Below are 19,938 nucleotides of genomic sequence, written 5' to 3' on the forward strand. Positions count from 1 at the left end.
AACACTTCTTCTTCATCTGCTTTAGCCAAATCTAAAACCGTTGGAAAGGCGGAGGTAAAACGCAAAAAATAGGGTAATCCCTGAGCAACCCTCGTTTGTTGAAGCATGATTTCTGAAAGCCAAATCGTATAAGGATTCGTATCATTTCGCCAAGGCAAATCACGTTTGTTTTGTAAATACCAAAGCAGTAATGAGTTAGAAAAATCCATAAATAATTTTAGGTGAACAAAAGTAAATCTTTATGTGATTAAATTTTAATCAATTATACTTGAAATATTGTTTTTTTAATTCATATATTTGCACACTCAAAAAATTACACATAAATATTAAATACGAAAGAAAATGACGAAAGCAGATATCGTAGCTAAAATTTCAGAAAAATTAGGTCTTGAAAAAGGAGATGTTCAATCTACAGTTGAAGCATTGATGGAAGAAGTAAAAACTTCATTAGAGAATGGAGATAATGTTTACTTAAGAGGTTTTGGTAGCTTCATTATCAAAACAAGAGCTGAAAAAACAGGTAGAAACATTTCAAAAAATACTACAATTAAAATTCCTGCACACAATATTCCTGCATTTAAACCTGCAAAAGTATTCGTAGAAGGCGTTAAAACTAAAACTGAAGTTGCAGTTTAGTTTAAAAAACTTATTTATTAATCACAAAACATTGACCTATGCCAAGCGGTAAAAAAAGAAAGAGACATAAGGTAGCGACGCACAAACGTAAAAAAAGAGCGAGAGCTAACCGTCACAAAAAGAAAAAGTAGTTTAACACTACTTTTTTCTTTTTAAACGTTCATTGAAAATGAAGATTAGTGTGCAGTAACAGCAGGCAATTTGCCAACTGAAATAAAAACGAGCCACTAAAATTCACCGGGTAATACCTGAAATAATGTTTAATCCATCCCTATTTATTAATTTAGGAATTAGGATTAAGGATTTTTATTTCCTTAACCTAAATAATAAGTACGGATAAAAATTTACAACATGAATAAAGAATTAATCATCCGTAGTGGTGAAGATGCTGTAGATTTTGCCTTATTAAAAGATGGAAAACTTATTGAATTACACAAAGAAAAAGAAACAGGGGACAATTTCTTAGTTGGCGATATTTTTATTGCCAAAATTAGAAAACCAGTTCCTGGGCTAAATGCAGCTTTTGTAAATGTAGGCTATGAAAAAGATGCCTTTTTACATTACCACGATTTAGGCCCTGCTTTACATTCTTATTTGAAATTCATAAAACTTGTAAACACAGGTAAAATAAAAGATTTTTCACTAAAAAACTTTAAGTTTGAAAACGAGATTGATAAAGACGGCGCTATTGCAGATGTGCTCAGCGTTAATCAATCGGTATTAGTGCAAGTGGTTAAAGAACCTATATCTACCAAAGGACCAAGAATAAGCTCGGAGCTTTCTTTTGCAGGTAGATTTTTAGTTCTTGTCCCTTTTTCAGATCGTGTTTCTATATCTCAAAAAATAGAAGATCGTGCCGAAAAAGACCGATTAAAAAAATTGGTACAAGCTGTCAGACCAAAAGGATTTGGCGTTATTGTGCGAACAGTAGCAGAAGGCAAAACAACAACAGAATTAGAAAAAGATTTGCAGAATCTAATGAATAGATGGACTGCAATGTGTAAAAAATTACCAACCGCTCATCATCCGTCAAAGGTATTAGGAGAACTAAACAAAGCTTCCTCCATATTAAGAGACGTATTTAATGACACCTTTACAGGAATTCATATTGATGATGAAGAGTTGTATCAGGAAACCAAGGACTATTTAGCCGAAATAGCTCCCGAGAAACAAAAAATAGTGAAGTTCTATCAATCAAAAGATACCCCACTATTTGAAAAATATCATATAGAGCGTCAAATAAAAACCTCATTCGGTAGAACCGTTTCTATGAGTAAAGGAGCTTATTTGATCATAGAACACACCGAAGCATTACACGTTATAGACGTAAATAGTGGTAACCGTTCTAACAAAGCAACCAATCAGGAAGATACCGCACTAGAAGTGAACATGATTGCAGCTGCAGAAGTAGCACGACAATTACGACTTCGCGACATGGGCGGAATTATTGTAGTTGATTTTATCGACATGCAAAACCCTGATAACCGCCAGGTTCTTTACAATTTCTTGAAAGAAGAAATGAGTGATGATAAGGCAAAACATAAAATCTTACCTCCAAGTAAATTTGGTTTAGTTCAAATTACAAGACAGCGCGTAAGACCAGAAGTAAATATTGAAACAAGGGAAGAAAATCCAAATAATTTAAGCGGAGATGTAGATGCTCCAATTCAAATTATCGATAAAATTACTTTCTCTCTTGAAAAAATTATTAAAGACCATAACAAAGTGAAATTAAATGTTCACCCGTTTGTGGCAGCCTATTTAAAGAAAGGGTTTCCTTCTATTCGTTCAAAATGGTTTTTTGAACATAAAAAATGGGTTAAAATAATTCCTCGCGATGCGTATACGTATCTAGAATATCATTTTTTTGATAGCCAAGGAAAAGAAATTAAATAAAAAAAGCCCTGCAGCAATGCAGGGCTTTTTTGCGTTATTATCAATTTATTATTGTAGAATAATTTTCTTAATATCTACAATTTGTCCTTGTGCGTTTACTATTTGAACAAAATACAATCCATTTCCTCCCCAAGAACTCAATGCCATTGAAGTACTTGTTCCAGTTAAAGTAATAGGAGTAGAAGCCACTTGTTGTCCTAATGAGTTAATTATTTTAATAGTTCCACCAGTTAGATCAGTAATGTTATTAAAACTAATATTTATTTGAGTACTAGCTGGATTAGGATAAATGGTAATGTTGTTTGCATAAGCAACTGGATTGCTGAAAGACATTTGCCCCACATTAATTATCAAAGTATCCGTAACAGTAATATTAGTAATACATTGGTTTTGATTGTATAATTGAGTAATTTCTTGTTGAGTTAATTCACGATTCCAAATACCAATATCGTCAAGTTTTCCAGTATACTCAGGTGCACTTGAAGTTGCCCATGTCGGTTTCCCAAATCTTAATGCTTGAATTGAAGATCCAATAATTGATGATGTAAATCCTTGATTCATTAAAACACCATCTTTATAGGCTTTAGTAACTCCATTATCAAATGTAAAAACTAAATTATGCCAAACGCCATTGTTTAATTGACCTCCATCAATATTGCTGTAAGCTTGTGCGCTTGAAGTTCCATTTTTTACTAATAAATATGTTGATGTAAGTTCGTTAGCCACGTTAAATCCAACTTGACCATTTCCAAAACTATCTTGTTTAGATACTAATACATGTGATTCATTTGCAACTGGGGCAACAGTAGAATACATCCATAATGATATAGATATTTTATTTGTTAAAGAAAAATCTAAAGAACTATTAGAAGCAATATTTATGAAATTAATTCCTCCATTAAAATCATAAGCGCTATTGGTATTTCCAAATCTATCTTCTGTAAGGGTTGCTCCATTTACAGTTCCATTGAGACCATTACCACTATCATCGTTGGCGTTTCCACAAAATGGCCAATACCCTACTAAACCATTAGTTAAAGAACCACTTAACGAAGTACAAAAAGAAGAAGTTTGATTGTAAAAGCCATACTCGTTAAAAGTTACACCAAAACCTGGGCTACCAAATCCAGCATAAACGCTATTGTTAGCTACAAAACCAGATAAATAATTTTTAGCTCCTCCAATATAATTTGGTAAAGAAGACCAAGAATCAGTTGTTGGGTTGTACTCCCAAAATTCATTAGTTTTAATTGAGGAACTTTTTTCTCCTCCTAAAACGTATCCTTTATTATTAAATGCAAAACCAAAAGAAGCATATCTACCTGCAGCAGGAAGCGCTGTTTTTTGAGTCCAAACACTTGTAGAAGGGTTGTATTCCCACAAATCATTCAGCATCGTGTTACCTGCTGAAGTTGCATTAATCCCTGTACAAATGTAACCTTTACTATTCATAGAAAAACCTACTCCAGTAGTTCTTTTGGTGCCTGTAAAATCTGATAAAATAGTCCAAGAATCGGCTACTGAATCATAATAGAAAAATTTGTTGTTTTGATCTAAAAAATAGGCTTTAGTTCCAACAACAAAAAAAGAGGTAGACCAAAAACTAATCCCTGTTAAATTACAAGTAGCTTTTTGAGTCCATGTATTATTTTGAGAATTATAAGAATAAAGTTGTCCCCCTGCAGTTCCTAAACCATAATATCCAACTCCATTGATTGTAAAAGCAACTCCTTTTTGAGTCCCTGTCCCAGGATAATTGGCTTTTTGAGTCCAAGTGTTATTATTTGTATCGTACTCCCAGGTGTCTACTAAATTTCCACTTGAAGACGTTTCTCCTCCTATATAATATCCTTTAGAACCAATAGCAAAACAACCAACGGCAGTTCTATCTGTACTTGGTAAATTTGGTCTTGTAAGCCAAGACTGAGCTAAAATCATTTGAGTTGTCATAAGTAACCCAAAAACTAAAAGAAGTAATTTGTTTTTCATTTTTTATTTATTGATTGTTAATAAATTAGAATACAAAAGTAGGAAAAATATTACTCGATTCATTTTTTTAATTCAAAACTAAATCTAAAAGCAAATTTCTGTTTACTTTTGTTTTCGTGATTTAAAGATTAACAAAAAACAAATAATATGAGAGTTGCTGTTGTGGGTGCTACCGGTATGGTTGGCGAAGTAATGCTTCAAGTTTTAGCAGAAAGAAATTTTCCGGTTACCGAGTTAATTCCGGTGGCATCAGAGAAATCGGTGGGTAAAGAAATCGAATGGAAAGGATCCAAATACAAAGTTGTTGGACTTGAAACAGCAGTGGCTATGCGTCCGGATATTGCTTTGTTTTCTGCTGGTGGAGAAACTTCTTTGGCCTGGGCTCCAAAATTTGCGGAAGCAGGAACCACGGTTATCGACAACTCTTCAGCATGGAGAATGGATGTAACCAAAAAATTAATCGTTCCCGAAATCAACGCCTCTCAATTAACTAAAGACGATAAAATCATTGCAAATCCAAATTGCTCTACCATTCAAATGGTATTGGTTTTGGCTCCTTTGCATGCTAAATATAAAATCAAACGGGTTATTGTTTCAACCTACCAATCCATCACCGGAACGGGTGTAAAAGCAGTGCAGCAGCTAGAAAATGAATACGTAGGTGTACAAGGTGATATGGCATATAAATACCAAATTCACCGCAATGCCATTCCGCAGTGTGATAGCTTTGAGGCCAATGGTTACACCAAAGAAGAGATGAAATTGGTGAAAGAAACCAAGAAAATCTTAAGCGATAATTCGATTGCTGTTACGGCTACTGCAGTTCGTGTGCCAATTGTAGGCGGACACAGTGAAGCGGTAAACATTGAATTTGAAAACGACTATGAATTGAATGACATTCGTGCCATTTTACAACAAACCGATGGTGTAATTGTGCAAGATGATTTGGATGCTTTTTCATACCCAATGCCTTTATTTGCTCAAGGTAAAGATGACGTTTTTGTGGGAAGAATTCGTAGAGATGAAAGTCAAGCCAACTCTTTAAATATGTGGATTGTTGCCGATAATTTAAGAAAAGGTGCTGCTACCAACACCATTCAAATAGCGGAGTATTTAGTAGCACATCAATTGGTTTAAATTCAATTTAACCATGCAAAAAAAGAGTTCTCTTCTGAGTTTTGTATTCGGATTGATAGTATTAGTTGCGCTAGTACTTCAGTCCTCGCATACTTTTATCCACTTAGAAAAAGAGCTTTCGCAAAAGCAATGTCTGCATCATAGTACTAAAAATCAGAGTCAATTTACACACGGGCACCACAATTTAGACCGCTGTTTTGTGTGTGAATTTACCTTTAGTACTGCTGTAAAATCTGATTTTTTTGCTTTTGATATAAAAAAAATTACGGTTTCCAATGCCTATTCTTTTTTCTATTCTAAATCGATAACCCAATCCTTTCGAGGCAGTCTTTTTGCCCTACGAGCACCCCCAAGTTTTATTGTTTAATTCGTTACATTCGGAGTTTTCGGATCGTATTTGTTTCACAATAAAACTATAATCATGAAATTATTTTACAGCGTCCTATTTTTAGGACTATCTCTAGTTGCTGTAGCGCAAAATAAAATAAGCGGCACCGTAACCAATAAACAAAATCAAGGCATGGCAGGTGTAACCATTGCTTTGCCAGAAATTCATAAAGAAACCATTTCTGATGAAAAGGGGAATTACCTTTTCACTAATATTCCTTCCGGAAATTTTAATATTGTTTTTTCCTATGTTGGATATGCTACTCAATCTAAAGCTGTTGTGGTAAATCAAAAAATACTTCAATTGGATGTTATTTTAGAAGAAACAATGCATCAAATGGAGGATGTAATTTTTTCTACCCCTTTCAATAAATTGCAGTCACAAAACGTAATGAAAGTGGAGCACCAATCGGTGAAGGCATTGCAACAAAAAGGGACAGCCACACTTATAGAAGGTTTGGCAACGATTCCTGGTGTTTCTCAAGTTTCCACTGGAACTTCTATTGGGAAACCCGTAATTAGAGGTTTGAGCGGAAATCGAGTTCTGGTCTATTCGCAAGGCGTTCGATTGGAGAACCAACAATTTGGGGAAGAACATGGCTTGGGATTGAACGATGCTGGAATAGAAAGTGTAGAGGTTATTAAAGGCCCCGCCTCGTTATTGTATGGTTCGGATGCGATAGGTGGAGTTTTGTATTTTAATCCCGAAAAATTTGCAGCACCTAAAACAGTGACTGCTAATTTTAATCAAAAATTATTTTCCAATACCAATGGAAACAATTCTTCTATTGGAGTAAAAACCTCAGGAGAAAAATTGAAAATTTTAGCTCGCGGAAGTTATAATACCCATGCCGATTATAAAATTCCAACAGGGAACAGGGTTACCAACACCCGATTTAACGAAAGTGATTTCAAAACTGCTTTGGGCTATTCAAATGCCAAATTTACTTCTACTTTACGCTATAATTTTAACAAATTGGATATAGGTATACCTGAAAACGGGATTGCAGAGCAAACTACTACAAAGCTAACAGATTACCCAAAACAAGCAGTTTTAGCCAATATTATAAGTTTAAATAACACCATTTTCTTCAATAAATCTAAACTGGATGCCGATTTGGGTTATATCTCCAATGAAAGAAGCGAGTTTGAAAATAGTGAGATAGCGAATTTACATATGAAGTTAGCAACCTTCAATTATAATGTGAAATACTATTTGCCAAAAATTGGAAAAATAGAAACAATCGTTGGTACTCAAGGGATGCATCAAACCAACTCTAATTTCGGTCAAGAATATTTAATTCCGGATGCTACAACGGATGATATTGGGGTCTTCGGAACTACAAATTATGAATGGAATAAGACTGTGCTTCAGGCGGGGATTCGTTGGGACAACCGAACTATATCCACCACAGAACATGGCACTATTGGAACGGAAGGCTATTTTGAAAAGGTGGATAAAAAGTTTCAAAGCATAAATGCATCGCTAGGATTTAAGACTCAGCTCCATAAAGAACTAATTATTCGATTGAATTTGGCTTCGGGATTTAGGGCTCCAAATCTAGCCGAGTTAACTTCAAGCGGGGTGCATGAGGGAAGTAACCGTTATGAAATAGGGAATAGGGAATTGCAAAACGAGCAAAATTTCCAAACCGATTTAATCTTGGAATATAGAAATTCCCATTTTGAATTGTTCCTTAACGGATTTTACAATCACATCACCAATTATATTTTTATTGCTCCTAATGGCAATCAAATTAACGGAAATGATGTGTATGATTATTTGCAAGCAAATGCCAATTTATATGGAGGTGAGGCTGGGATTCACTTTCATCCACATCCTATAGATTGGTTGCACATTACCAGTAGTTTTGAAAGCGTAACTGGGAAAAAACAAAACGGGGAAAATTTGCCATTGATTCCGGCAATGAAATGGAATAGTTCGATTAAAACCGAATTTAAATCTACAAAATGGTTCAAAGAAGGATTTGCAGTTTTGAATGTGGAACACACCTTAAATCAAAAAAATACAGGGTTATTTGAAACGAATTCTACCGATTATACCTTGTTAAATTTAGGTTTTGGTGGTCAAATTAGTTTCGGGAAAACAGCTTTTGATGTAAATATAAATGCTAATAATCTATTAGACAAAAGTTACATTTCACATTTATCCCGATTAAAAAATGATGGAATTCCAAATATGGGAAGAACTATTGTATTAGGAATAAACTTTTCTATTTAATCTAATAGTTTATTTTTCCAATTTGACGCATGGTTTTTAAGATCTTTCCTTTTCTCTTTTGAATGTAAGCCGAAGAATTAGATGCTTTAAATTTTCTTGGATTTGGAAGAATAGCGGCAATTCCTGCTGCCTCCATTTTGGTTAAATTGTTGGCTTTGGTTTGATACCAATATTCGGATGCTGCCTCAACTCCATAAACGCCTTCACCCATTTCTATCGAGTTGAGGTACACTTCCATAATGCGTTCTTTACCCCATACAATTTCGATTAAAATTGTGAAATATGCTTCTAGCCCTTTTCTAATATAACTTCGCCCTTGCCATAAAAATACATTCTTTGCCGTTTGTTGCGAAATCGTGCTACCGCCTTTTAGTTTTCTACCTCGCTCATTGTTTTTAAATGCCTTTTGCATGGCTTTAAAATCAAATCCGTAATGGGTTAAAAAGGTGCCATCTTCACTGGCAATAACCGCCTTTTGCATGTTGATTGAAATTTCTTCAAGCGGAACCCAAGTATGGCTGCAAGTCATTTCTTTTCCTGCAAATTTTTGTTCTAAGGCACGGGTGACCATTAAAGGGGTAAACGGAACGGGAACCCATTTAAAGACGATGACTAAAAATAAGGAGATTCCAAAAAACCAAAGCATTGCCTTCCAAAGAAAGGTCTTTAGTTTTTGAAAAAAGGTGCGGTTGGAATTGTCTTTTTTTGCTGCCATTTATACTAATTCTGCTAGTTCTTTTCCTATTAAACTTCCAATTGCCACGCCCATTCCGCCCAATCGAACGCCACAATAAACATTGTTCGATAATTGAGTTACGATGGGGTTTTTGTGTGCTCCAATTCCCATAATGCCGCTCCATCGGTGAGCAATTTGAAACTCTTGGTTTGGTAAAATTACATTTTTTAATAAGTCCTCCAATTTATTCTGAATTTTTTCTGTTTGCGATAAATCGGTGGTGGTTTCTCCTTCAAAATCCAAGTTTCTGCCGCCGCCAAGAAGAATGCGGTCTTCAAAATTTCTAAAATAATAAAATCCTTTATCCAAATGGAAGGTTCCTTTAATATCTAAATTAGGAATTGGTTCGGTGATTACAACTTGCGCTCGAGCCGGTTTCACTTCATTATTGGTAAGTTGCGAGGCAAACCCATTGGTTGCAAATAATAATTTATTGGTTTGAAATGTAAAACTGTTAACCACGAGTTCAACTGAATCATTTTGGTCAGTAAACGAAGAAACTTCTGCTTGATTCAGTATTAAAATATCGTTGGAAACAGCTTCTTTTAACAAAGCTTGCATCATGTTTCCAGTATCTATTTGTCCTTCAAACGGATTGAAAATGGAGTATTCTTTTATGTTTGAAAAAGCAAAGCGATCAACTTCCTTCGAAAATACATCGGCCTTGAAAAGTGGTTTTAATATTTCATTTAAGAAGGGCATTTTTTGCAAACATTCGCTGTAAGTAGCTTCGTCATCCTCCAAAAATAATTCATAACCTCCGTATGGTTTAAAATCAATGGTGGCATCACCAAGTCTTTTACGCAGTAATTGCAATCCGTTCCATCTTTTTTGCACCAGCTGAATTACTTCTTCTTCGGAGTGGGTTTTTAGGTCGTCTATAAGCTCAGACAAACTTCCAAAACAGGCGAAACCTGCATTTTTGGTACTGGCTCCTTGAGGTAAAATTCCTCTTTCTAAGATTACGATTTTGCTTTTCGGAAAACGCTCTCGCAGTTCTAAAGCACAATGCAATCCTACAATTCCGCTACCCACAATAGTGAAATCAACGTTTGTAAACCAATTTTTTATTTCCCAAAAACTTAATTGCATAAGGCTATTTTCTGCTAATTTAGAAAAAAACTAATCACACTCCAATTTAAAATTATTTCCTACTTTTAACCTCGTATTAAAACTAACAATCCCAATGAAAAAATTATTTTTTATTATTTTAAGCACTATGAGTATAGCAGCATCGGCGCAACAAGTTTTATCTCCAGAACTTCTTTGGAAGTTAGGAAGAATAACTCCTTTTGGAATTTCTAAAGATGGAAAAATGGTGGTTTATAAAGTGTCCATTCCAAATATGGAAGCCAATAAATCGGACTCTAAATTTTATACTATTCCTGTAATTGGTGGTACACCAACAGAAGTGAAAGACACAGCTAACTTGCTTGCAGATAAAAACATTTCGCCTAATGGAAATTTCGTGCTTTCTTCACAAGAAGTAAAAACCGAAAAAGTTTTAGGGAAAGATTATTATCCGACTCTTGAGAAATCGGATGTTCAAATTTATAATGGCTTGGATTACCGCCATTGGGACACTTGGAATAACGGTACACACAATCATGTTTTTTATGCTGAAAACAAGAAAGACGCTACCCCAATAGATATTATGAAAGGTGAAAATTATGATGCACCACAAAAACCTTTTGGTGGAGACGAAGATTATATTTGGTCGCCAGATAGCAAAAGTATCATTTACGTTTGTAAGAAAAAAGAAGGAACTGCGTATGCTATTTCGACCAATACTAATTTGTATGAATACAATTTAGAAACTAAAAGCACCAGAAATTTAACCGAGAACAATTTGGGTTACGATACCAATCCTGCATTTTCACCAACTGGAAATTTAACTTGGTTGCAAATGAAACGCGATGGGTATGAAGCAGACAAAAATGATATTATTGTTCGTGTGAATGATAAATTCTACCAAAATCTTACTGCTTCTTATGATGGAACTGTAGAAAGTTTCAAATGGAGTAAAGACGGAAAGAAAGTGTATTTTATTTCACCAGTTGACGGAACACAACAATTATTTGAAGTGAATTTTCCTGGGATGACTAAAATGGCTATCACGGTAAAGCAAATTACTTCGGGGGATTTTGATGTGCACGACATTGTAGATATCACTGGGGATACTGCTATATTAAGCAGAACAGACATGAACCATGCCCTTGAAATTTATTCTTATAATTTGAAGAAAAATACTTGGACGCAGTTAACTAAGGTAAATTCGGAAACCTATGCTTCGCTTTCGTTACCAAAATACGAGAGAAGATATGTAACTACAACTGATGGTAAAAAAATGTTGGTTTGGGTAATTTTACCTCCAAATTTTGATGCAACAAAAAAATATCCAGCGCTATTATATTGCCAAGGTGGCCCACAAAGTCCGTTAACACAGTTTTATTCGTTCCGTTGGAATTTTTCTTTAATGGCTTCGCAAGGGTATATTGTAGTGGCACCAAACCGTCGCGGAATGTATGGTCATGGACAAGAATGGAACGAACAAATCTCTAAAGATTGGGGTGGTCAAGTAATGGATGATTACTTATCCGCAATAGATGATGTAGCCAAAGAAAGTTATGTAGACAAAAGTCGTTTGGGTTGTGTAGGCGCTAGTTATGGTGGATATTCGGTGTTTTATTTAGCCGGAATTCACAACAATCGTTTCAAAACATTTATTGCTCACGACGGGGTTTTTAATACGCAAAGTATGTTTGGAACTACCGAAGAGGTTTTCTTTAACAACTGGGATTTTGGTGGGGCGTATTGGGAAAAAGACAATGCAATTGCCCAAAAAACATACACAAAATTCAACCCAATTAATTTTGTAGATAAATGGAATACACCCATTTTAATCTACCAAGGCGGAACCGATTTTCGTGTGCCTATAGGACAAGCTCAAGAAGCCTTTCAAGCGGCTCAATTACGTGGAATAAAAAGTAAATTCGTTTACTTCCCTGAGGAAAACCATTGGGTATTAAAACCACAAAATGCTATGGTTTGGCAAAATGAGTTTTACAAATGGTTGAAAGAAACTTTATAGTATATAAAAAAAAACCTCCCAAATTAGGGAGGTTTTTTTATTGTTTTGAGAACAGTTGAACAAGGCTATCCACATCAATACCACAAATATTTTGAAGCTCTTCTATAGTTCCGTGTTCGATAAAAGCATCAGGAATTCCAAGTGACTGAATTTTTTTGGAATAGTTATTTAGGGAAGCAAATTCAATTACAGCACTTCCAAATCCCCCTTTTATTGAACCGTCTTCTAGGGTAATTATACTTTCAAAAGAACCAAAAATTTCATGTAAAAGGTTTTCGTCTAAAGGTTTTACAAAACCAAAGTCATAATGTGCGATCTCATTTGTCTGTGCCATTTTTTGTAGCGCCAAACTCACATTATTTCCAATAAATCCAGTAGATAAAACAGCAGTTTTAGAACCGTTTTTAAGTAAGTGTCCTTTACCTATTTCAATTTTTTCAAAAGGTTTTTTCAAAACTTGAAACTCTGAATTTGGATATTTACCGCGGCCTCTAGGATAACGAATGGCAATTGGATGATCCAATCCTAACGAAGCGGTGTAAAGAATATTTCTTAAATCGATTTCATCTTTGGGAGCATAAATAATTAAATTCGGAATGCAGCGCAAATAAGCCAAATCATAAACGCCATGGTGCGTTGCACCATCTTCTCCAACCAATCCCGCTCGGTCCAAACAAAAAATTACGGGTAAATTTTGCAGTGCCACATCGTGAATTACTTGGTCGTAAGCACGCTGTAAAAACGTAGAATAAATATTGCAAAAAACGACCATTCCTTGTGTGGCCATTCCTGCTGAAAGTGTCACCGCATGTTGCTCGGCAATTCCCACATCAAATGCTCTTTCAGGAAAGGTATCCATCATGTATTTTAAGGAACTTCCGCTTGGCATGGCAGGTGTGATTCCAATTATTTTTTCATTGGCTGCAGCCAATTCAACTAAGGTCCAACCAAAAACATCTTGAAATCTTAAGGGTAAATTTTCTTCCGATTTGGGATGGATTTCCCCCGTTGTTTTATCAAATTTTCCAGGAGCGTGGTATTTTACTTGGTCTTCTTCAGCTTGTTGTAATCCCTTGCCTTTGGTAGTTATGATATGAAGAAACTTAGGACCTTTTACTTTTTTTAGTCGCTCTAACTCCGAAATTAGTTTAGGTAAATCATGTCCGTCAATTGGACCCGAATAATCAAAATTCAATGACTTAATCATGTTGTTTTGCTTCGGATTTTTCCCTTCTTTAACCGAAGTCAAATACTGTTTTAAGGCACCCACACTCGGATCAATTCCAATAGCATTATCATTCAAAATCACCAATAAATTGGCATCGGTAACTCCGGCATGATTTAATCCCTCAAATGCCATTCCGCTAGCTATAGAGGCATCTCCAATTACAGCTATATGGTGTTTGTTTTCGCCATTTAGTTGGGAGGCAATTGCCATTCCCAAAGCCGCCGAAATAGAAGTAGAGGAGTGACCCACGCCAAAAGTATCAAACTTACTTTCGCTCCGTTTTGGAAATCCAGAAACGCCGCCAAGTTGTCTGTTGGTGTGAAATATATCTTTTCGTTCGGTTAGAATTTTATGCCCATAGGCTTGGTGACCTACATCCCAAACCAATAAATCTTCAGGGGTGTTGAAGACATAATGTAAGGCAATTGTTAGTTCTACGACGCCCAAACTTGCGCCCAAATGTCCCTCTTTTACAGAAACAACATCAATAATAAAATCACGCAATTCTTTTGCCAATTGAGGCAATTGCGAAGGCTCCAATTTTCTTAAATCGGTTGGATTATTAATGTATTGAAGTAAATTATCTGACATGTAGCAAATGTACAAATTGAATTCTTATTTTTGTGGAATGGAAAACATTTTCACCGACGAATATTTCATGAAAAGAGCTTTGAATGAAGCTGAAATTGCTTTTGAAAAAGGGGAAATACCGGTGGGGGCGGTAATTGTAGTTGCAAATAAAATCATTGCCCGAAGTCATAATTTAACCGAATTATTAAACGATGTTACTGCACATGCCGAAATTCAATCTATTACGGCTGCCGCCAATTATTTGGGTGGGAAATATTTAAAAGAGTGTACTTTATATGTGACTTTAGAGCCCTGCCAAATGTGCGCTGGCGCATTGTATTGGAGTCAGATTTCTAAAATAGTCTTTGGTGCTCGCGATGAACAACGCGGATTTATTACAATGGGAACCACCTTGCATCCTAAAACAATTGTAAATCATGGGGTATTGGCAAATGAATGTGCCGACTTGATGAAGCGCTTTTTTGCAAAAAAAAGAAACTAAAATTATATCTTTTTTCGCATTCTTGCCACTGGAATATCCAATTGTTCACGGTATTTGGCAATGGTTCTTCTAGCAATTGGATATCCTTTTTCTTTTAAAATATCCGCCAATTGATCGTCGGGAAGTGGCTTGTGCTTGTCTTCCTCCTCAATAACATTTTGAAGAATTTTCTTTATTTCTAAAGTTGAAACATCTTCTCCTTGATCATTTTTCATAGCTTCAGAGAAAAATTCTTTAATCAGTTTTGTACCATAAGGGGTATCCACGTATTTACTATTTGCCACCCTAGAAACGGTAGAAATATCCAATCCAACCATATCTGCAATGTCTTTAAGAATCATTGGTTTTAAACTAGTTTCTTCACCGTCTAAAAAGTATTCTTGTTGAAAATGCATGATGGCATTCATGGTCACAAATAGCGTTTCTTGACGTTGTTTGATGGCATCAATAAACCATTTGGCCGAATCTAATTTTTGTTTGATGAACTGCACCGCTTCCTTTTGAGAATTCGATTTGTCTCGAGATTCTTTATAGGTTTGCATCATTTCTTGGTAGTCTTTAGATACATGCAACGAAGGGGCATTTCTTCCGTTAAGCGAAAGTTCTAGCTCGCCATCGTTAATACGAATTGCAAAATCGGGAACAATATTTTCAGTTACTTTATTATTTCCTGTAAATGAGCCACCCGGTTTTGGATTTAGCTTTTCAATTTCGTGGATGGTCTTCTTTAATTGCTCTTGCGAGATGCCGTATTTTTGAAGCAATTTATCATAGTGTTTTTTTGTAAAAGCTTCAAATTGGTTTTCAATAATATCCATTGCTAAGGCAATGTCTTGATTGGGAGTTTTATGTTTGAGTTGTAACAATAAGCATTCCTGTAAATTGCGTGCTCCCACACCTGAAGGCTCCAATTCATGAATGACATGTAGCATTCGCTCTACATTTGCTTCATCGGTATAAATACCTTGAGTAAATGCCATATCATCTACAATATCTTGAACCGATCTACGAATGTATCCCATATCATCAATACTGCCCACTAAAAATTCGGCAATATCACGATCTATATCGTCTAAGATAAATGTATTTAATTGGTTAATTAAATCTTGGTGGAAGCTGACAGGCGAAGCAAACGGATTTTCTCTTTCCTCTTCCTCGCTGTAATTGTTGGTTTGTAATTTATAGTCGGGGGTATCGTCGTTACTTAAGTATTCGTCAATATTGATGTCGTCTGTTTCAATGCTTTCGCCACCTTCATAATCATCATAATCCTCATTGTTATCAAACTCATCCTTTTCGTACAAGTCGTCTTCCTCTTTCCCAGATTCTAAAGCAGGATTTTCATTCATCTCTTCAAGCAAGCGCTGCTCAAATGCCAAAGTAGGCAACTGAATTAACTTCATCAACTGGATTTGTTGTGGAGATAATTTTTGAGATAATTTAAATTGTAAATTTTGCTTTAGCATTTTTATTGTTTAAAAGTTTAAAGTTTGAAGTTTCAAATTACCGAACTGACAACTACTTGAAACTTTAAACAAATTTAAAACTCTGCATTCATAGGTGTTCTTGGAAACGGAATTACATCTCTAATGTTGGTCATTCCAGTAACGAATAATACTAAGCGCTCAAATCCTAATCCGAAACCAGAGTGCACTGCCGAACCAAATCTTCGAGTGTCTAAATACCACCAAAGTTCTTCTTCTTCAATTCCCAATACTTTCATTTTTTCGATTAACACATCGTAACGCTCTTCTCTTTGCGAACCACCCACAATTTCTCCAATTCCAGGGAAAAGAATATCCATAGCGCGAACGGTTTTTCCGTCTTCGTTTAATCGCATGTAAAATGCTTTAATATTTGCAGGGTAATCGAATAAGATTACTGGACATTTAAAGTGTTTTTCAACTAAATAACGCTCGTGCTCACTTTGTAAATCGGCACCCCATTCATTGATAATGTAATTGAATTTCTTCTTTTTATTTGGCGTACATTCTCTTAAAATATCAATTGCTTCAGTATAAGAAACGCGTTTGAAATTGTTATCTAATACAAAATTTAATTTTTCAAGTAAAGACATTTCACTGCGCTCTGCTTGAGGTTTTGATTTTTCTTCGTCTAATAAACGACCTTCCAAAAACTTCAAATCATCTGGACATTTCTCCATAGTGTATTTGATTACATATTGGATAAAATCTTCAGCCAAATCCATATTGTCGTTTAAGTCATTGAAAGCAACCTCCGGTTCAATCATCCAAAATTCTGCCAAGTGACGCGAAGTATTTGAATTTTCAGCTCTAAAAGTTGGGCCAAAAGTGTATACTTGACCAAGTGCCATAGCATAGGTTTCCGCCTCCAATTGTCCAGATACCGTTAAGTTGGTTTCTTTACCAAAGAAATCTTCTTTATGGTTAACTTTTCCGTCTTCGGTTCTTGGAGTTCCGTCAAATGGTAAAGCGGTTACTTTAAACATTTCTCCTGCACCTTCAGCATCCGATCCGGTGATGATTGGCGTATTTACATAAACAAATCCTTTTTCTTGAAAATAATTATGCACTGCAAAGGCCAATACCGAACGCACTCTCATAATGGCACCAAACATATTGGTACGCACACGCAAGTGTGCATTTTCGCGAAGAAAATCTAAACTTGGTTTGTTTTTTGGCTGAATAGGGAATTTCTCTGCATCACAATCTCCTAAGATTTCTAATTTAGAAACCTGAATTTCATATTTCTGACCAGCACCTTTACTTTCTACTAACTCTCCGGTTACAGATATAGCAGCACCAGTTGTGATTCTTTTTAAAGTCTCCTCGGATGTGTTTTCAAAATCAACTACACATTGAATGTTGTGTAGGGTCGATCCATCATTTAAAGCAATAAATTGATTGTTTCTAAAAGCTCTAACCCAACCTTTGGCATTTACTTCGTTTAGCGTTTTACTGCTATTTAATAAGTCTTTAACTTTTGTGCTTTTCATTTTAAATTTTTTAGAAAATACGATTCGTATTACAAATATAAATTAATTTTATTTTTCTTCAATTTCCTCTTCTTCCTCTTCATCGTCGTGTGATCTTAGAATATTAATCACCGGTTCTTCAATGATATCTTGCTTTCCGCTCCATTTTTCTGTGGTTAAAACCAATGCAGGTAAAACCAATAAATTGGCAAACATGGCAAAAGTAAGCGTCACAGAAATTAATCCTCCAAGCGCTATGGTTCCGCTAAAACTAGAAAGCGTGAATATAGCAAATCCAAAGATTAATACCATTGAAGTGTAAAAGGTACTAACCCCCGTTTCATGTAGAGCACTAATAACCGATTTTTTGATTTTCCCTTTGTTATGAATGAGATCGTGGCGGTATTTTGCCATAAATTGAATGGCATTGTCTACCGAAATTCCGAAGGCAATACTAAATACTAAAATTGTAGAGGGTTTTAACGGAATTCCGAAATACCCCATTAACCCTGATGTAATACAAAGGGGTAAAATATTGGTTACAACCGAAGCAAAAATCATTTTCCAAGAACGGAACATGTAGGCCATTAATCCCGCAATAAGTAGAATTGCAAAAATCAATGATTCGATTAAATTTTCAACTAAGTACGTAGTTCCTTTTTGAAAAACTAAGGCTTTTCCAGTAAGGGTAACAGTATATTTTTTTGAAGGGAAAATTTGATCAATTTTAGCATGCAAACGCTTTTCAACTTTTGCCATTTCTTCGGTTCCAATATCTTTCATGAACGTAGTGATTCGGGCATATTGTCCGGTAGAATCAACATAACTTTTCATTAAATTTTCTTTGGAATTCTTTGTGGCATTTTTGGCATAACTCAAAATAAAAGCTTGCTCTTGAGAGGTAGGCAATTCATAATATTCTGGATTTCCATTGTAATAGGCTTGCTTAGAATATTTAACCAAATTCACAATTGAAACAGGTTTGGATAACTCCGGAATGCTATCGATGGTTTTTTGTAATTCTTCCATTTTTCGCATCATAGAAGCTTTCATGACTCCTTTTTTGCGACCGGTATTAATCATTATTTCCAAAGGTTGAACTCCGTTGAATTCTTTTTCAAAAAATAAGATGTCTTTAAAGAATGAGGCGCTTTTAGGCATTTCACCAATTAAGCTACCTGAAACTTTCATTTGAGAAATTCCAATAACACTAAAAACAAGAAGTAATGCATAAATGATATACACTTTATTTCTTTTGTATCGAACAATTTGTTCTACCCAATTTAGTAAGGATGAAAGATAATTTCGGGTTAAATGATCAAGATGTTTTTCTTTTGGCATAGCCATAAAGCTATACACAATAGGCACTACCACAAGAGTAAGCAAATAAACGGTAATAACATTTATTGAAGTAACCAAGCCAAATTCATAAAGCAAATCGTTTCCGGTAATCATAAACGTAGCAAATCCTATTGCCGTAGTCATGTTGGTCATTAAGGTAGATACCCCAATTTTAGAAATCACACGTTGTAATGCTTTTGCTTGATTACCATGATTTTTTATTTCTTGCTGGTATTTATTGATTAAGAAAATGCAATTCGTGATTCCGATTACGATGATTAATGGCGGAATAATTGCAGTTAAAATGGTGATTTTGTAGTGGAATAAACCTAGTGTTCCAAAAGACCACATTACCCCAAAAATAAGAATACAAATAGAGATAAATGTTGCTCTAAAGGAACGGAAAAACAGGAAGAAGATAAGCGAAGTAATGAACAAAGCGGCACCAATAAATAGCCCAATTTCACCCTTCATATTCTCTGTATTTATTGTTCGAATGTAGGGCATACCCGAAACCTTCAAATCGATATTGGTTTCTTTTTCAAATTGTTCAACAGCTGGAACTAATTCTTTTAGGATGAATTTTTTTCGAATTGGAGAATTCACCACTTTTTTATTCATGTACAAAGCCGCTCGAATACTCCCCGATTTTTTATTGAATAAAAGTCCTTCGTAAAAAGGCAATTCATTGAATAATTGATTTTTAATTCCTTTTAAATAAGCGCTATTTTTTACTTGAGTAGGATCAATTAAAGGAACCAATTGAAACTTTTGGTTGACTGTGTCTTTTTCAAGTTTTTTTAGATTACTAATAGAAACGACCAATTCAATTTCTTTATGCGCTTTCAATTGCTGCATCATTCGATTCCATGCCGCAAATGCTTTTGGAGTAAAAAAAGCATCGTCTTTAACGCCAATTACAATAAGGTTTCCTTCTTCACCAAAGGTATTTAAAAACTGCGTGTAATCTTTGTTTGCCGGGTGGTCTTTAGGTAATAAGTTGGCTTCGTTGTAGGTCATTCCTACATTTTTCCATTGAAAAGCAAGGAAGAGGGTGATTAAAAATACCATTACTAAAATAGTTACTCTATTTCGGAGTACAATTCCAGCAATATATTCCCAAAAACCAGCTTTTATTTTCTTTTTCATTGGTAAAATTAAACGGCAACAAAGGTAATTAAAACGCACGAATTGCAAAGAGCTAAAAGCAAAACTTTTCCCAAATTT

14 protein-coding genes and 1 pseudogene are annotated in these 19,938 nt (G+C 35.1%); 7 read left to right on the forward strand and 8 right to left on the reverse strand.

Annotated elements, in window-relative coordinates; all coding sequences use genetic code 11:
* Window positions 1–209 (reverse strand): annotated as a pseudogene (locus ACKOWY_RS07350) (A/G-specific adenine glycosylase); the annotation flags it as partial.
* 133 nt (window positions 210–342) lie between these two features.
* On the opposite strand from ACKOWY_RS07350, the gene ACKOWY_RS07355 reads away from it, so the two are divergent.
* Both ACKOWY_RS07355 and ACKOWY_RS07360 read left to right on the forward strand, forming a co-directional pair.
* On the forward strand, window positions 343–636 hold the full coding sequence (locus ACKOWY_RS07355; RefSeq protein ID WP_035127849.1) for an HU family DNA-binding protein: 294 nt from the start codon (window positions 343–345) through the stop codon (window positions 634–636).
* A 351-nt stretch (window positions 637–987) separates the two neighbouring features.
* A complete protein-coding gene (locus ACKOWY_RS07360; protein ID WP_408940796.1) occupies window positions 988–2,532 on the forward strand; it encodes an Rne/Rng family ribonuclease in 1,545 nt (514 codons plus the stop codon).
* Between the two features lie 48 nt (window positions 2,533–2,580).
* On the opposite strand, the gene ACKOWY_RS07365 is transcribed toward ACKOWY_RS07360, so the two are convergent.
* Window positions 2,581–4,521 (reverse strand): LamG-like jellyroll fold domain-containing protein, encoded by a 1,941-nt coding sequence (locus ACKOWY_RS07365; protein WP_408940797.1) that lies wholly within the window; start codon window positions 4,519–4,521, stop codon window positions 2,581–2,583.
* 147 nt (window positions 4,522–4,668) lie between these two features.
* Here ACKOWY_RS07365 and ACKOWY_RS07370 point away from each other — a divergent pair, with 147 nt between their 5' ends.
* From ACKOWY_RS07370 to ACKOWY_RS07380, 3 genes are read left to right on the forward strand one after another with little or no spacing between them, the layout of a single operon-like run.
* Complete coding sequence (locus tag ACKOWY_RS07370) at window positions 4,669–5,658, forward strand: aspartate-semialdehyde dehydrogenase (RefSeq protein ID WP_408940798.1); 990 nt, start codon at window positions 4,669–4,671, stop codon at window positions 5,656–5,658.
* Between the two features lie 13 nt (window positions 5,659–5,671).
* Window positions 5,672–6,025, forward strand: coding sequence for a hypothetical protein (locus ACKOWY_RS07375; protein ID WP_408940799.1), 354 nt, complete (start codon window positions 5,672–5,674; stop codon window positions 6,023–6,025).
* 54 nt (window positions 6,026–6,079) lie between these two features.
* Entirely contained in the window at window positions 6,080–8,287 is a 2,208-nt protein-coding gene (locus tag ACKOWY_RS07380; protein WP_408940800.1) for a TonB-dependent receptor, read from the forward strand.
* 1 nt (window position 8,288) lies between these two features.
* Here ACKOWY_RS07380 and mtgA read toward each other — a convergent pair whose 3' ends face one another.
* Entirely contained in the window at window positions 8,289–9,002 is a 714-nt protein-coding gene (mtgA, locus tag ACKOWY_RS07385) for a monofunctional biosynthetic peptidoglycan transglycosylase (RefSeq protein ID WP_408940801.1), read from the reverse strand.
* A complete protein-coding gene (locus ACKOWY_RS07390) occupies window positions 9,003–10,115 on the reverse strand; it encodes an NAD(P)/FAD-dependent oxidoreductase (protein WP_408940802.1) in 1,113 nt (370 codons plus the stop codon).
* A gap of 94 nt (window positions 10,116–10,209) precedes the next feature.
* On the opposite strand from ACKOWY_RS07390, the gene ACKOWY_RS07395 reads away from it, so the two are divergent.
* Complete coding sequence (locus tag ACKOWY_RS07395) at window positions 10,210–12,114, forward strand: S9 family peptidase (RefSeq protein WP_408940803.1); 1,905 nt, start codon at window positions 10,210–10,212, stop codon at window positions 12,112–12,114.
* Window positions 12,115–12,151: 37 nt separating this feature from the next.
* On the opposite strand, the gene ACKOWY_RS07400 is transcribed toward ACKOWY_RS07395, so the two are convergent.
* Window positions 12,152–13,933: a 1-deoxy-D-xylulose-5-phosphate synthase gene (locus ACKOWY_RS07400; RefSeq protein ID WP_408940804.1), complete on the reverse strand. Its 1,782-nt coding sequence runs from the start codon at window positions 13,931–13,933 to the stop codon at window positions 12,152–12,154.
* Between the two features lie 37 nt (window positions 13,934–13,970).
* On the opposite strand from ACKOWY_RS07400, the gene ACKOWY_RS07405 reads away from it, so the two are divergent.
* Window positions 13,971–14,414 (forward strand): nucleoside deaminase, encoded by a 444-nt coding sequence (locus ACKOWY_RS07405; protein WP_408940805.1) that lies wholly within the window; start codon window positions 13,971–13,973, stop codon window positions 14,412–14,414.
* A 2-nt stretch (window positions 14,415–14,416) separates the two neighbouring features.
* Here the strand turns inward: ACKOWY_RS07405 and rpoN are convergent, their stop codons facing one another.
* The 3 genes from rpoN to ACKOWY_RS07420 all read right to left on the reverse strand — a co-directional run bounded on the left by rpoN (window position 14,417) and on the right by ACKOWY_RS07420 (window position 19,860).
* On the reverse strand, window positions 14,417–15,880 hold the full coding sequence (gene rpoN / locus ACKOWY_RS07410; RefSeq protein WP_408940806.1) for an RNA polymerase factor sigma-54: 1,464 nt from the start codon (window positions 15,878–15,880) through the stop codon (window positions 14,417–14,419).
* 74 nt (window positions 15,881–15,954) lie between these two features.
* Window positions 15,955–17,391, reverse strand: a complete 1,437-nt coding sequence (gene asnS / locus ACKOWY_RS07415; protein ID WP_408940807.1) for an asparagine--tRNA ligase — start codon at window positions 17,389–17,391, stop codon at window positions 15,955–15,957.
* Window positions 17,392–17,439: 48 nt separating this feature from the next.
* Window positions 17,440–19,860 carry an efflux RND transporter permease subunit gene (locus ACKOWY_RS07420; RefSeq protein WP_408940808.1) on the reverse strand — a complete coding sequence of 807 codons (2,421 nt, stop codon included), beginning with the start codon at window positions 19,858–19,860 and terminating at the stop codon, window positions 17,440–17,442.
* Window positions 19,861–19,938 lie beyond the last annotated feature (78 nt).

It is taken from the genome of Flavobacterium sp. (assembly GCF_046073885.1).
GTDB lineage: Bacteria > Bacteroidota > Bacteroidia > Flavobacteriales > Flavobacteriaceae > Flavobacterium.

Coding starts and splice junctions, on each gene's coding strand:
- ACKOWY_RS07355 (WP_035127849.1), top strand. CDS start 343: ATGACGAAAGCAGATATCGTAGCTAAAATTTCAGAAAAATTAGGTCTT.
- ACKOWY_RS07360 (WP_408940796.1), top strand. CDS start 988: ATGAATAAAGAATTAATCATCCGTAGTGGTGAAGATGCTGTAGATTTT.
- ACKOWY_RS07365 (WP_408940797.1), bottom strand. CDS start 4,521: ATGAAAAACAAATTACTTCTTTTAGTTTTTGGGTTACTTATGACAACT.
- ACKOWY_RS07370 (WP_408940798.1), top strand. CDS start 4,669: ATGAGAGTTGCTGTTGTGGGTGCTACCGGTATGGTTGGCGAAGTAATG.
- ACKOWY_RS07375 (WP_408940799.1), top strand. CDS start 5,672: ATGCAAAAAAAGAGTTCTCTTCTGAGTTTTGTATTCGGATTGATAGTA.
- ACKOWY_RS07380 (WP_408940800.1), top strand. CDS start 6,080: ATGAAATTATTTTACAGCGTCCTATTTTTAGGACTATCTCTAGTTGCT.
- mtgA (WP_408940801.1), bottom strand. CDS start 9,002: ATGGCAGCAAAAAAAGACAATTCCAACCGCACCTTTTTTCAAAAACTA.
- ACKOWY_RS07390 (WP_408940802.1), bottom strand. CDS start 10,115: ATGCAATTAAGTTTTTGGGAAATAAAAAATTGGTTTACAAACGTTGAT.
- ACKOWY_RS07395 (WP_408940803.1), top strand. CDS start 10,210: ATGAAAAAATTATTTTTTATTATTTTAAGCACTATGAGTATAGCAGCA.
- ACKOWY_RS07400 (WP_408940804.1), bottom strand. CDS start 13,933: ATGTCAGATAATTTACTTCAATACATTAATAATCCAACCGATTTAAGA.
- ACKOWY_RS07405 (WP_408940805.1), top strand. CDS start 13,971: ATGGAAAACATTTTCACCGACGAATATTTCATGAAAAGAGCTTTGAAT.
- rpoN (WP_408940806.1), bottom strand. CDS start 15,880: ATGCTAAAGCAAAATTTACAATTTAAATTATCTCAAAAATTATCTCCA.
- asnS (WP_408940807.1), bottom strand. CDS start 17,391: ATGAAAAGCACAAAAGTTAAAGACTTATTAAATAGCAGTAAAACGCTA.
- ACKOWY_RS07420 (WP_408940808.1), bottom strand. CDS start 19,860: ATGAAAAAGAAAATAAAAGCTGGTTTTTGGGAATATATTGCTGGAATT.